Here is a 13,576-nt window from a genome sequence, read left to right as displayed (position 1 = left end):
AGAATATCATGGTACAGGTAAGACTGGGAAAAACAGAAATAGTGGTAAACAAGAATGGATTCGGAGCGCTTCCGATCCAGAGGATCAGTGATGAGGCTGCAGCAGCCCTCCTGAACAAAGCCTATGATGGCGGGATCCGGTTCTTTGATACGGCAAGAGCCTACAGTGACAGTGAACACAAGGTGGGGCTTGCTTTTGAAAAGAAAAGAGAGAGCCTTTATATCGCCACCAAAACAGGGGCACAGACAGGAGAAGGACTGCGTGAGGATCTGAAAAAGAGCCTTGAGAATCTTCGCTGTGATTATATTGATATCTATCAGTTCCATAATCCGGCGTTCTGTCCAAGACCGGGAGATGAAAGCGGACTGTATGATGCAGCACTGGAAGCAAAGAAGGAAGGAAAGATCCGTCATATCGGAATCACCAATCACAGACTGTATGTAGCGAAAGAAGCCATAGAGAGCGGCTTATATGAAACACTGCAGTTTCCCTTCTGCTATCTGGCGACAGAGAAGGATCTGGAGCTGGTAGAAGCCTGCAGGGAAAAGGATATGGGCTTTATTGCCATGAAAGCACTGTCAGGAGGACTTATTACCAATTCGGCAGCGGCTTATGCGCATGCGGCACAGTATGAAAATGTACTGCCAATCTGGGGTGTGCAGAGAGAATCGGAGCTGGATGAATTCCTTTCCTATATAGAAAATCCTCCTGAAATGACAGAGGAGATCGCAGAGCTGATCAGAAGGGACAGGGAAGAGCTGTCAGGAGATTTCTGCAGGGGCTGTGGTTATTGTATGCCGTGTCCGGCAGGGATCGAGATCAATAACTGTGCCAGGATGTCACTGCTGCTCCGGAGATCCCCGTCAAAGCTGCAGCTTACAGAAGAAGTACAGGCGAAGATGAATAAGATCAAGAACTGCCTGCACTGTAATAAATGTAAGAGCAAATGTCCGTATGGACTGGATACACCGGCACTTCTTCAGAAGAATCTGGCAGATTATGAAGAGGTTCTTGCCGGGAGAGTATCTGTATCCTGATCGGAAAAAGAATCAGCCGGTGATCAGTTCACCGGCATCACTTATGAAGACAGCCTCTGTATCAGGGAGGCTGTCTATTAATTTGCGTCCATTTTCATAGCCGAGAATAAAGCAGAGCGTGGAGAGAGCATCTCCGTCAACAGAGTTCTCACTGATGATAGTAACACCATTTAGACCACTGTTTACAGGGTATCCATCTCTCGTAGAAAGAATGTGATGATAGAGGATACCATCCTTTTCAAAGTAACGTTCATAGTTTCCGGAGGAAACAAGGGATCTGTCACGGACAGTCAGTGTTGTCAGGGCAGTGCCGGTCTCAGCAAAGGGCTTCTGCACACCGATATGATAATCGGATCCATCCGGTTTCGTGCCGATCGTAAGCACATTTCCGCCAAGGTTGATGATACCGTTTTCTACGTCGTTTTTTGTCAGAAATTCCTTCAGCTTGTCGGCAATATAGCCTTTGGCAATGAAACCAAGATCCAGTCTGGCTTTTGGATCAAGAAGAGTAACGGTATTGCCGGAGAGCTTTACCTTTGTATAATCAATGTGGGAAAGTGCTTCTTCTATATCTTCTCTGGAAGGGACAATTCCCTCATTGGTATCTCCAAAGCTCCAGAGATCAGAGAGGGTACCAATGGTAGGATCCACAAGACCGTCTGAAAGGGAGGCGTAGGACAGGGCAATGGACAGAAGCTCTGCTGTCCGGGCATCTACTTCTACTGGAGAACCGTCTGCATGGTTGATGCGGTAAATATCGCTTCCCTCTGCTGTTTTGCTGAGGAGACTGTCATATTCCCCGATCAGAGACATGGCTTCGTCAAAGAGGGGATCCTCACCTGATCTGTCGTAAAGAGTGATGGAAACAATGGTATTCAGGTAAAAACCTGTTTTGGTTGTTTCTGCAGCATTTCTCTGACAGCCAGTCAGGGAAAAGGGACAGAGGGAAGCAAGTATAAGACAAAATAAAAAATAAGCTTTTTTCATGGTTAAAGTCCTGTATGGGATCCTCTGCTGTAGGCAGTACAGGAGAATCCGCCTGATATTGATTTGAGAGTTAATGCTTTTGGTGTTGTAAAACCAGGGCAGAATATTGTATACTCATTTCACAGGTGGTAAACACCTTTCAGAAAGTGGAGTGAATGTATGTATTTACCAGAAGAACCGGAAGACCATAAGGTCAGTGCACCGGTGATCTATACAATAGCAGCGATTTCAGCCCTGATCTTTATTATATTAGCGGTGGTGCTTGTTAGCAACAGTCAAAGCAGATCCGGGGCAAAAAAAAGAGCAGAGGCGCTTGCTGCAGCATCAGCTACGTCAACACCTCTGCCGGAGGAAGAAACGGAAGAGGATTATGGAGATGCCGGCATAGAAAAGCTGTACCGGGAGCATAAGCTCCGGGCAGAGGATCTGGATTTCTGGGATATGTATGACGGAGCAGGAACAGTGGTAGAGGAAGAGGCAAGTCCGTCACCATCGGCAACACCGGATCCGACGCCGACCCCTTCACCGACGGAGGAGGAGCTGGCAGCGGACGGCAGGCATATCCAGGTTACCTATAAGGACGGGACAGAAGAGTGGATCGAAATCGATGATAAGCTTCCAAAGGCAGATTACGATTTTACGAAGCTTAAGATCACCAATGGGAAGATGGCCTATTACAGCGGAAATAAAAAGCTGTCAAGGCTTGGCGTGATGCTTTCCAGTGAGAACGGTACCGTGGATTTTGACAGGCTGAGTGAAGACGGAATAGATTTTGTGATGCTGAAGGTAGGCGGCAGAGGATATGGAACCGGACTGATCTCTCTGGATCCTGATTTCACAACAAGGATCGAGGCAGCACAGAAAGCAGGACTTTCTGTTGGATGCTATTTTTCTTCCCAGGCAGTTACTGTGGAAGAGGCAGTGGAGGAAGCAGCCTTTGTAAAAAACCAGCTTCTTCCGTATAAGATCAGTTATCCTGTCGCATTGCAGATGGAAAGCATTGAAACAGATACGGCAAGAACAGATATCCTGGATGAAAAGGACAGAACAGAGATTGCACAGGCTTTCCTGAAGGATATAGCGGATGCCGGATATCAGGGTATTCTTTATGGAGACACCAATTTTCTGCTGACTGATGTCATGCCCTCTGAAATGCTGAAGGATTATGATGTATTTCTGGAGGATGAAGAGGCAATACCTGCCTATCCCTATCAGTATAAGATGTGGGAATATGCCGCACAGGAAAATATAAATGGTGTGGAAAAGCCGGCATCGTATGTGATCAGCTTTACCGATTATGCGAACAGGTAAAAGAGCAGGATTATGGCTTATAGTGCATGATCCTGGAGGAAATGGGGAGCTTTCTATACAGTTCTGCGTAGGCAGATGGAGAAAGCTCCTCGATGTAATTTACGACAAATTGCCTGCGTACACCTGACCTGTGAAGAATATCGGCAGCCTTATTATAGGCAATGGCTGCTTCTATGGCACTGTCATAGGTGCCGATCGTATAATTCCCGTTGATATGGATCCGTGCTGTGTAACGGACCGTATTCTTTTCCTTTTTCTCCCTGACACCGTGGTAACGGTTCAGGATCTCTATGTTTTCATATCGGAAATCGTTACAGTCCCCATTGACAAAGCGGTAATCCCGGCCGAAAACGGCATAGTTCTTGATGCCATAGCGTCCGGCAATATTGGTCTGCATACCATATTCTGAGACGAAGAAATGACGTCCCCGCTGCATGATCTTGTGACTGGAATAATAAAACAGGTCATCAATATCAAACTTCAGGATTTCATGGGCGCTAAGGAAGTATTCAAAGTATCTTGGATGAAGATAGATCGGATTGGCAATATAGATGCCATTGTCCCTGAAATTGATCAGACATACCCACTTTCCAAAGGGCAGGATCCGGAGATCCGAGTGTTCTTTAAAAGACAGTGATGGATCCTTCAGAAGGGAGTCTGCTTCCAGATATGCACCAAAAGCCCTGGCAGAGGTGTCATAACTGCCAAGGCTGATATGTTTCTGATGATAGGTAATAGAAGAACGGTAGTAAATGCTGCCGTCTTTTTTTGTTGTTTCATATACACCGGGAAGCTTTTTTTTCATAAAAATAGTATAGCATAGAGTTAATAATTTTGAAATAAATTACAGAAAAATGAAATTTTAGAAATATTTTCAGGCATCCATGTATAGAATAGTTAGTGGACAGAAAGGAACAGGTAAAAAGAATGTATAAAAATTTTATTATTCGGTTATTTCTGTGTAATACGCTTTTTCTTGCGGGGTGGTTCTGCGTGACAGGAGTCAGGGCAAACCTGTTTGCCGCATCACCGGCATTTCAGCTTACCAGTGTACAGGAAAGCAGGCCTGTTAAGGAGCATTTCTTTGGTTATCTGAAAAGAGCTTCCTCAGGACAGCGTATTGTGGATTATGAGGTAATGGAAAAGCCGGAATACAGTAAGCTGTCAGACAAGGATTACGAGATCCTGCTTAAGATTGTACAGGCTGAGGCCGGGAGTGAAGATGAAAAAGGGAAAATGCTTGTAGCCGGAGTTGTGATGAACCGTGTGGAAAGCAATAAGTTTCCGGATACAGTGGAAGAGGTTGTGTTTCAGAATGAAAATGGCGTTTATCAGTTTTCACCAGTAGCTAATGGAACCTATCAGAGCGCAGTGGCAACAGAAGAAACCAGGAGAGCAGTGGACAGGGTGCTTGAGGGGGAGGATGTCACGGAAGGAGCGCTGTATTTTGCAGCCAGAAAATATGCGGAAGAAGGAAAAATGAAGTGGTTTGATAATTGCCTGATACGCCTCTTTTCCTATGGAGGACATGAGTTTTTTAAGGCAGGATAAAGAGTGTATTGCTTGTCAAGCAATTCCGTTTATGCTAGAATGATAAAAAATTATAAATCCAGATTACAAAGGAACGAACACGGAAGGAAGAAAAACATGGAAATCTTGTATCATAGCACGAGAACTGAAGGAAATCCGGTTACAGCATCAAAAGCAATTCTGAAGGGACTGGCTGACGATGGCGGATTATTCGTGCCGGAGAGGATACCGGCACTTGATAGATCACTGGAAGAGCTGTCGCATATGACATATGGTGAAGTTGCCTATGAGGTTATGAAGCTTTATTTTACGGATTTTACAGAAGAAGAGCTGAAAGGCTGTATAGCAAGAGCGTACGACTCCAAGTTTGATACAGAAGTGATCGCTCCGCTTGTGGAAGCGGATGGCGCTTATTATCTTGAACTGTTCCATGGTGCGACCATCGCCTTCAAGGATATGGCACTGTCTATCCTGCCACATCTTCTGACAACCTCTGCCAGAAAGAATCACGTGACAAAGGAGATCGTGATCCTGACAGCAACCTCCGGAGATACCGGCAAGGCAGCACTTTCAGGTTTTGCAGATGTTGAAGGTACAAGGATCATTGTATTCTATCCAAAGAATGGTGTCAGTCCGATCCAGGAGAAGCAGATGGTGACCCAGAAGGGTAAAAATACATATGTGGTAGGGATTCATGGCAATTTTGATGATGCACAGACCGGAGTCAAGCAGATGTTCGCTGACAAGGAGCTGGCTGCTTATATGGCTGAGAAGGGCTTCCAGTTTTCATCCGCCAATTCTATTAACATTGGAAGGCTGATCCCCCAGGTTGCCTATTATGTTTATGCTTATGTGAAGCTTCTTGAGGAAGAGAAGATTAAAGCCGGGGAGGCTGTTAATTTCGTAGTTCCAACTGGTAACTTTGGCAATATTCTGGCAGCATTCTATGCAAAGCAGATGGGACTTCCGGTTCATAAGCTGATCTGTGCGTCCAATGAGAATAAGGTTCTGTATGATTTCTTTACCACAGGTACCTATGACAGAAACAGGGAGTTTATGCTGACAAGCTCACCGTCCATGGATATTCTGGTATCCAGCAATCTGGAACGCCTCATCTACAGGATCGCCGGAGATGATCCGGATAAGAACAGAGAGCTGATGAGTGAACTGAGGCAGGATGGCAGGTATACTATTACAGAAGAGATGAAAGCACAGCTTGCTGACTTTTATGGTAATTATGCAAGTGAGGAGGAGACAGCAAGGACGATCCATGACCTGTATGATAAGACAGGCTATGTGATCGATACCCATACAGCAGTGGCCTCCTGCGTTTATAAGAAATATCTGAAGGATACCGGTGATGCAAGTGTTTCTGTCATTGCATCCACGGCAAGTCCGTATAAGTTTACAAGAAGCGTGATGAAGGCTATTGATGAGAAGTATGATCATATGAGCGATTTTGATCTGGTGGACAGGCTTTCTGAAATCTCAGGAACTGCCGTACCCAGAGCTATTGAGGAGATCAGAACAGCACCGGTGCTTCACGACCATGTCTGTGATAAGACAGAAATGAAGCAGACAGTTCTGGAGTTTCTTGGGATCTGACCGTATTTTTTGGTTCTAACAGTACTAAGACTTTAAATTAAAATTATGAAGAAAAGGAGCTGATGCAGATTTGCATCAGCTCCTTTTTTCAATAGGAACATAGTCCTTGTCTTCACAGATTGGTTTATAAGCCGGGCGGATGATCTTGCCGTTATTGGCAAGCTCTTCCATTCTGTGGGCGCTCCAGCCGGAGATACGTGCCATCGCAAAGATGGGGGTATAAAGCTCCAGAGGAAGCGAAAGCATATTGTAAACAAAGCCGGAGTAAAAGTCCACGTTGATACTGACACCCTTATACATTTTACGCTCCCTCGCAATGACCTCGGGGGCAAGACGTTCCACCATGGAATAAAGAGCAAATTCCTTCTGAAGTCCCTTTTCCTCGGAAAGCTTCTCTACGAAGGACTTGAGGATCACAGCCCTCGGGTCTGATTTGGAATAGATCGCATGGCCGACACCGTAGATCAGGCCGGCATGGTCGAAGGCTTCCTTATGTAGGAGACTCCTTAAGTAGTCTGCCACCTCGTCCTCATCTGTCCAGTCGGAAACAGACTGCTTCATGTCTTCAAACATCTGTACTACCTTGATATTGGCACCGCCATGTCTCGGTCCCTTCAGGGAACCGATGGCCGCAGCAATAACGGAGTAGGTATCGGTCAGGGAAGAGGTCACAACGTGAGTCGTGAAGGTGGAGTTGTTTCCACCGCCGTGTTCCATATGGAGTACAAGTGCGATATCAAGCAGCCTGGCTTCCAGTGGTGTATAGGAGCTGTCCGGTCTCAGGATATGCAGGATATTCTCCGCAGCAGAAAGACCTGGATCCGGCTGGTGGATGAAAAGGCTTTTGCCATCATGGTAGTGGCAGTAAGCCTGATAGCCATAAATAGACAGCAGGGGAAACAGGCTGATCAGCTGCAGACACTGGCGCAGCACATTGGGAAGGGAAACATCATCAGCCCTGTCATCATAGGAATACAGAGTCAGAACACTTCTTGACAGAGTGTTCATCATATCCTTACTGGGTGCTTTCATGATGATATCGCGTACAAAGCTGGTAGGCAGAGTACGGTAAAAGGCGAGGAGCTTACGGAAGGAAGCAAGCTCTTCTGCATTCGGCAGCTTGGAGAAGAGAAGCAGATAGGTGATCTCTTCAAAGCCGAACCGGTTATCAGAGGTAAAGCCGCTTACCAGATCCTTTACATTATAGCCGCGGTAGAAAAGCTGTCCATGCGCAGGAACCTCTTCCCCATTTATGATTTCCTTGGCACGGACATCGGAAATGTTGGTCAGTCCAGCAAGGACACCCTTTCCATTCAGGTCACGGAGACCACGTTTGACGTTATATCTGGTAAAAAGTTCTGTATCTATCACGTCAGCGTTCTGTGCAAGCGAAGATAGACGTACGATATCGGGTGTAACCTCAGAGTATACATTATGATCCATGGATTGTCTCCTTTCTGCGATGGTCAGGACAGTTACAATTGTGAATGAATATTGACATGTATCAGAATATGTCAGAAAAAAGTATATATAAACTATGATATCATGTGAAAAGAACGAAAACAAGTAAAAATTTTGAGTTTATAGTTTTTTTACATTTTTCAGGAGAAAGATAGCGGCGGTAAAAGGCAGAAGGGAAAAGAACGACAGGAAGGGCAAGTGTATGTTGCCAAATACAGCTGTTTCCGTTTATAATGGTAAAGGTAATAAAACAAAAGAAAAAGTGGGGAAGACAGGTGGAAATCAAAAAAAACAACTATCGTTCCAATAAAATCGTGATGGGGATCGCAGCCGCAATACTGACAGGTCTTGTATTCTTTGCAAAGCCCATGGAGGTATCGGCAGAAGGCAGGCCGGTGTCCATTACTTCCTGTATGATCAGCGGGGATCAGGTTGTCTGCCAGCTTTCAGCAGGCAGTGTTCCTTACGGAGATGATGGCAATTATTATATTTATGCGGATGAAGTATGGCAGGATGGTCCAAGAGGACAGGCAGTAGCCAGGGCTTCAGCTGGGAGATCGGTTTCTGTGAGTTTTCCACTGAATTATAATACAGACAGCTCCAATCTGAGCTGTAAATTCCTGGTAGCCGTAAAGCGCGGCGGGCAGATGGTACAGGTCAGTGATGAGCACTACATCACCAATCCGGAAGCGATCGCAGCCTACAGTGCAGTAAGAAATGATCATGGGATCAAGGGAATCCTTCCGGATGTGACCAGGATCTCTGATGGACAGCTACAGGATCTTGGTATCCAGCAGATCGTTTACAATATGGATCTCGGAGAACTCTGTTCTGCAGAAGGACAGCCGGATGCCATTGCCTTTTCCTATAATGGAAAGACCTTTTATTTTAACGGGGAAGTTCTTTCCCGTTATGACTCCACGATCCGGAGCATCAACCGGTTTGGAATCCAGGTGACGCTGGTGCTTCTGAATGGAGGGGAGGGAGATTTTGGCAAGGATCTGATCCATCCGCTGGCAGCCGGCGGTGACTGCCCTGGCTATGCCCTGAATGTAGCAGATGAAGCAGGAACCGGACATCTGAAGGCAATCGGTGCTTTCCTTGGCCAGCATTATTCCGGACATATGGGAGCAGGGCAGGTAGATAACTGGATCATCGGGAATGAGGTCAATGCCAGAACCTCCTGGTGGTATACCAATTCTACGAATATGGATCTGAATGTGAATATTTATGTGAAGGCGTTCCGCATTCTGTATAATGAACTGAAGGCACAGAATGCCAATGTCAGGATTTATAATTCCATTGACCAGGAATGGGGCAGAAAGTCCAACCCTGGTAGCTTTCTGGCAAAGGGATATCTGGATCAGTTTAATTATTATATGAACAGGGAAGGAAATATTGACTGGGGGCTTTCCTATCATCCCTATAATTCACCGCTGTACGACCCTTATGCATGGAACGGTCCGGCAGTATGGGTAAAGGAGAGCATTTCCACACCATATATTACCATGCAGAATATAGATATTCTGATCAATTATATGCATCAGAAGCAATTTTTAAGTCCTTCCGGAGAAGTACGAAGTATTTCCCTTGCGGAGATCGGCTATACCTCTGCCTTTGGATCAGAAGCACAGGAGGCATCTATTGCCTACGGCTATCTGAAAGCAGCCTCCCTGCCGGATGTAGATGCATTTATGCTCTTCCGTCAGACAGATGAGGCTTCCGAGATGGAAAGTCATCTGGATCTTGGACTATATGATCTTTCCGGAAATAAAAAGCCGTCCTATGAGATCTATAAGAATCTCGGAACGGCAAATGAGGCGGCAGCCAAGGCAAGGGCATCTGAGATCATCGGCATGGATATTGATGAGATGATCAGTAAAAATATTATCTGGACCAGAGGCGGCAATGGCGTAGTCCAGTAAGGGTGCAGAATGCTTAAGGCTGCGAAATTGATAAAGATAGAAAGTTAGAGTTGTAATTTGAGACTGGATTGGATATAATAAAAACAACCTGAGATGTGCGACAACTCCTGCTATTTTTGAACCTACAGATACTTTAAACGGGATTCCTATATCATCTGGCGGCTGTCAAGCCCTCACTCACCAGCCCGGTGAGGATTGGAAGGGAAGGCAAAAGCGCAGATTGCGGTCACCCACCTAGCATTGCTAGGAGTCAAAAGGCAGGAACCGGCATTTTGGGGATACGAAAGAAGAGCAGCCAGACTGGCTGCTCTTCTTTTGGCTTTAAGAACTGCAGCACAGGATATCAAAGGGTGAAAGAAAGTCCGGCAGGGCATTGCCGGATAAAAGAGTAAGGAAAAGTGTAATGAAAAAATGGGAAAAGCTGGCGGCAAAAGCAGGAATGATCCTGCTGCTGTTATTACTATTTTGTATTCTTATAAAGAAAGACAGACAGGAGCGGGGAATGCTGGTACCGGAGGGTGAAAAGATACAGATAAAGGATGCCATCAGCCTTGTCATGGCCTTTGGAAGAAAGGCATCTCTTTCAGAAGAGCAGAGAGAAAAACTGGAAAACTGGAGCCTTCAGGTGAGTGAAGCTCATGGAGAAGGTGAAAGCAGCCTTCTGACTTATGGAGATTACATAGAACTGACGGCCATATGGGATCAGGACAGGGAGACAGAAAATACAGAGAAGGCTCCGGAAAAGGAGCTGGATCAGAAATACAGAAAAGAAGATCTGCTTCTGTTTCAGGATTTTACAGAGGGGTATCAGAAAAGGCTGGAAGCCTTTCAGATCCAGGATCAGATCGTAAGGGAAACACTGGAGCTTCTTGGAAAGGGATCAGAGGCCAGTGTCATAGACAGCAGAGGAAATACATACGGATATGAAAATGTGGAGGTACCTGTGTACTGCGTGGCTGAAGCCTATGTGGAAAGAAATGAAGGAGAGGATGACAGGATTCTTGTCCTGACAGAAAGAAAGAAGAATTCCTTTACCCTGAAAAATGCACTGATCACTGAGAATGACGCAGATGGATTTTATTTTCTGTGGTCCGGCGAGGAAATGTACTGCCCTTTGAAAAATAATGAGATTTTCCAGGAGAAGGTTGCAGATCTTACCTTTGCAGAGGGAAAAGCTCTTGACAGAAAAATAAAGAATGAAAAGGTGGGCGGTGTTCTCCTTGGAGTGGCAGAAGAAGGTATTGAACTGGAGGACAGGGGCTTTTTGCCATTTGCAGAGGATTACAGAGTATATCAGCTATATGGTTCCTGTAAAGAATCAGACAGGACGGAGTTTAAGATCGGATATGACTTTGCTGATTATGTTATGGATAAGGGGAAGGTCTGTGCAGTTCTTCTTGTAAAGGATCAGAATATGGAAAACATACGGGTGGCTGTCAGCAATCAGGCTTATGATGGGATTTATCATGAGGAAATAAAGCTGAAGGCGGACTGTGAGCTGAACCTTATCTATGGAAGCTACGGGGATAGACAAAGCAGAAGGATCCCGGCAGGAGAAGAAGTAATAGTAGACAGTGACAGCATGCTTGTCAAGGGAGACCGGCTTATGATCGAACCTTCAGCAGCCTCTTCCAGGATTCAGGTGCTCTCCCTGAAAAGGGCTTATGGCATTCCGTCCTATAGGGGCAGGATGGAGATCGTAAAGAAGGAACAGGGCCTTTTGCTGATCAATGAGCTTTTGCTGGAAGAGTATCTTTATTCAGTAGTTCCAAGTGAGATGCCTTCCTCTTATCCGGCAGAGGCACTTGAGGCGCAGGCTGTCTGTGCAAGAACCTATGCCTACCGGTATCTTCTGAAATCCGGGCTCCCAGAGGAGGGCGCCCATGTGGATGACAGTGTACGGTATCAGGTTTATAACAATATCGAGGAGAGCAGAAATGCCAGAAGAGCGGTGGGAGAGACTGCCGGAGAAATGCTTTTCTATGATGGAGTACCGATCCATGCATATTATTATTCTACCTCCTGTGGGAGCGGCAGTGATGAAAGAGCCTTTGGAAGCACAGAAGACCTGCCCTATCTGAATACCAGACGGATTTCACATGAAGAAGAGGAAGAAGACCTCAGGGAAGAAAGTGCGTTTCAGGATTTCCTGAAGGAGGAGCACCCCGGGGATTATGAAAAAGAGGAGGCCTGGTATCGCTGGCAGTATGAGGTACAGGAGATAGATGCTGCAAAGATGGCAGAGATCATGAAGGAAGCTTTTTCAGAAATCTATGATATTTCTGTTGAGAAGCGGCTTGAGAGCGGTCTTGCCACAGTGCTTTCCGTAAAAACAGATACAGGTGATTATGAGGTAAAGGGAGAGTATCAGATCCGGCAGGTATTATCTCAGGGCGGGGAAGTGATCCGGGCAGATGGATCTGCGGTAACCACCGGGAAGCTGCTTCCCAGCGCGTATCTGATCATTTCTGTTGAAAAAAAGAGGGGAAATGTGATAGGATATACTATATTTGGCGGCGGATACGGTCATGGTGTCGGGATGAGCCAGAATGGGGCTGCCGATATGGCACGTGCCGGAAGGAAGAGAGAGGAGATCCTTTCTTTTTTCTATGAAGGTGCAGACTTCGTAAAAATGTATTAAACAGGCTTGGAGCAGGATATCGTGATCAGAAGATTAATATTTATCGGCTATGATTTCAGTAAACATATGGGAAAAAAGAATATCAGCGCATTTGCTGCCAGTACAGCTTTCTTTCTGTTCCTGTCCCTGATCCCCATGCTGATGCTGCTTTGTGCCCTGATTCCCTATACCCCGCTGACAGAAGCCAATCTGATGACTGTAGTGACGGCAATAGCACCGGATAATATGGATGCATTGCTGACGGGGATGATCGCTGAGGTTTATGATAAGTCTGTCGGGATCATTTCTGTGACCGCCATAGTGACGTTGTGGTCGGCAGGAAAGGGAATGTTAGCCATGATGCGCGGGCTGAATGCCATTAATGATGTGGAGGAAACGAGAAATTATATTCTGCTTCGGTGTGTGGCATGTCTGTATACGATTCTGACGCTGATCCTGATGCTGGTTTCCCTGATCGTCATGGTCTTTGGAAATACACTGGTATCCATTATTGAGGGACAGATTCCACAGACTTCTTATCTTTTTGATCTGCTGATGAATTTCAGACTGCTGTTTACCTGGTGTATCCTTACTTTGTTTATCGCACTGATGTATACCTATGTACCGGGCGGCAAATATGGTTTCAAGATGCAGCTCCCGGGAGCTGCAGTAGCGGCTGTTGGCTGGAGCGTGATCACATTTGTTTTTTCCATTTATGTGGATGAGTTTAATGGCTTTAGTGCTTATGGGAGCCTGACGACGATCATTGTACTTATGCTGTGGCTGTATGCCTGTATGTATCTTGTCATGACGGGAGCCTTCCTGAACAGGTATTTCAAGCCGGCATTCCAGTTTTTTGTCGGGAAGAGGAGAAAGGAAAAAGCCGTATAAGGCTTGACAAGCAGAAGCATGGCGGCTACAATAATAGCAGATTTATGAGATAAGGCGTTGAAGGTGTATCAGTAGTCAGTTATCTTCATCCAGAGAGAGGAGGCCACCGGCTGTAAGCTTCCTTATGTTCAGGTAAGCTGATGAATTTCCCACCGGAGCTTTCGGGTTGAACAGATTTATCAAGTAGATCCGGACGTTGTCACACGTTA

10 protein-coding genes, 1 other RNA gene and 1 other annotated feature (1 of these 12 only partly in view) are annotated in these 13,576 nt (G+C 45.8%); of the genes, 8 read left to right on the top strand and 3 right to left on the bottom strand.

Annotated elements, in window-relative coordinates; genetic code table 11:
- Positions 1-8 precede the first annotated feature (8 nt).
- Positions 9-1,037: an aldo/keto reductase gene (locus tag OCV77_RS03290; RefSeq protein ID WP_118797117.1), complete on the top strand. Its 1,029-nt coding sequence runs from the start codon at positions 9-11 to the stop codon at positions 1,035-1,037.
- A 12-nt stretch (positions 1,038-1,049) separates the two neighbouring features.
- Here OCV77_RS03290 and OCV77_RS03285 read toward each other — a convergent pair whose 3' ends face one another.
- A complete protein-coding gene (locus OCV77_RS03285) occupies positions 1,050-2,024 on the bottom strand; it encodes an FAD:protein FMN transferase (RefSeq protein WP_262573307.1) in 975 nt (324 codons plus the stop codon).
- 159 nt (positions 2,025-2,183) lie between these two features.
- On the opposite strand from OCV77_RS03285, the gene OCV77_RS03280 reads away from it, so the two are divergent.
- Positions 2,184-3,335 (top strand): GH25 family lysozyme, encoded by a 1,152-nt coding sequence (locus tag OCV77_RS03280; RefSeq protein WP_262573304.1) that lies wholly within the window; start codon positions 2,184-2,186, stop codon positions 3,333-3,335.
- A 10-nt stretch (positions 3,336-3,345) separates the two neighbouring features.
- Here OCV77_RS03280 and OCV77_RS03275 read toward each other — a convergent pair whose 3' ends face one another.
- Positions 3,346-4,140, bottom strand: coding sequence for an AP2/ERF family transcription factor (locus OCV77_RS03275; RefSeq protein ID WP_262573302.1), 795 nt, complete (start codon positions 4,138-4,140; stop codon positions 3,346-3,348).
- A 122-nt stretch (positions 4,141-4,262) separates the two neighbouring features.
- On the opposite strand from OCV77_RS03275, the gene OCV77_RS03270 reads away from it, so the two are divergent.
- Together OCV77_RS03270 and thrC are read left to right on the top strand one after the other, a co-directional pair.
- Positions 4,263-4,886, top strand: coding sequence for a cell wall hydrolase (locus OCV77_RS03270; RefSeq protein ID WP_118796835.1), 624 nt, complete (start codon positions 4,263-4,265; stop codon positions 4,884-4,886).
- A gap of 96 nt (positions 4,887-4,982) precedes the next feature.
- Positions 4,983-6,470 (top strand): threonine synthase, encoded by a 1,488-nt coding sequence (gene thrC, locus OCV77_RS03265; RefSeq protein ID WP_262573296.1) that lies wholly within the window; start codon positions 4,983-4,985, stop codon positions 6,468-6,470.
- Positions 6,471-6,545: 75 nt separating this feature from the next.
- On the opposite strand, the gene OCV77_RS03260 is transcribed toward thrC, so the two are convergent.
- Complete coding sequence (locus OCV77_RS03260) at positions 6,546-7,913, bottom strand: citrate/2-methylcitrate synthase (RefSeq protein ID WP_262573294.1); 1,368 nt, start codon at positions 7,911-7,913, stop codon at positions 6,546-6,548.
- 293 nt (positions 7,914-8,206) lie between these two features.
- On the opposite strand from OCV77_RS03260, the gene OCV77_RS03255 reads away from it, so the two are divergent.
- The 4 genes from OCV77_RS03255 to OCV77_RS03240 all read left to right on the top strand — a co-directional run bounded on the left by OCV77_RS03255 (position 8,207) and on the right by OCV77_RS03240 (position 13,367).
- The gene (locus OCV77_RS03255; protein ID WP_262573291.1) at positions 8,207-9,856 is read left to right on the top strand and encodes a DUF5722 domain-containing protein; all 1,650 of its coding nucleotides are present in this window, start codon (positions 8,207-8,209) and stop codon (positions 9,854-9,856) included.
- An 82-nt stretch (positions 9,857-9,938) separates the two neighbouring features.
- Positions 9,939-10,139: non-coding RNA, 6S RNA (gene ssrS / locus OCV77_RS03250), on the top strand.
- Positions 10,140-10,259: 120 nt separating this feature from the next.
- Positions 10,260-12,497: a SpoIID/LytB domain-containing protein gene (locus tag OCV77_RS03245; protein ID WP_262573288.1), complete on the top strand. Its 2,238-nt coding sequence runs from the start codon at positions 10,260-10,262 to the stop codon at positions 12,495-12,497.
- Between the two features lie 21 nt (positions 12,498-12,518).
- On the top strand, positions 12,519-13,367 hold the full coding sequence (locus OCV77_RS03240; protein ID WP_262573286.1) for a YihY/virulence factor BrkB family protein: 849 nt from the start codon (positions 12,519-12,521) through the stop codon (positions 13,365-13,367).
- Positions 13,368-13,415: 48 nt separating this feature from the next.
- Positions 13,416-13,576: a binding site (T-box leader), on the top strand; it runs 68 nt beyond the window's last position.

The organism is Suilimivivens aceti (assembly GCF_025567405.1).
Lineage (GTDB): Bacteria > Bacillota > Clostridia > Lachnospirales > Lachnospiraceae > Suilimivivens > Suilimivivens aceti.
This window is presented reverse-complemented; position numbering and strand designations above follow the sequence as displayed.

Bases quoted from the DNA above. Each gene is read 5' to 3' on its own strand.
- OCV77_RS03290 (WP_118797117.1), top strand. From the start codon at position 9: ATGGTACAGGTAAGACTGGGAAAAACAGAAATAGTGGTAAACAAGAAT.
- OCV77_RS03285 (WP_262573307.1), bottom strand. From the start codon at position 2,024: ATGAAAAAAGCTTATTTTTTATTTTGTCTTATACTTGCTTCCCTCTGT.
- OCV77_RS03280 (WP_262573304.1), top strand. From the start codon at position 2,184: ATGTATTTACCAGAAGAACCGGAAGACCATAAGGTCAGTGCACCGGTG.
- OCV77_RS03275 (WP_262573302.1), bottom strand. From the start codon at position 4,140: ATGAAAAAAAAGCTTCCCGGTGTATATGAAACAACAAAAAAAGACGGC.
- OCV77_RS03270 (WP_118796835.1), top strand. From the start codon at position 4,263: ATGTATAAAAATTTTATTATTCGGTTATTTCTGTGTAATACGCTTTTT.
- thrC (WP_262573296.1), top strand. From the start codon at position 4,983: ATGGAAATCTTGTATCATAGCACGAGAACTGAAGGAAATCCGGTTACA.
- OCV77_RS03260 (WP_262573294.1), bottom strand. From the start codon at position 7,913: ATGGATCATAATGTATACTCTGAGGTTACACCCGATATCGTACGTCTA.
- OCV77_RS03245 (WP_262573288.1), top strand. From the start codon at position 10,260: ATGAAAAAATGGGAAAAGCTGGCGGCAAAAGCAGGAATGATCCTGCTG.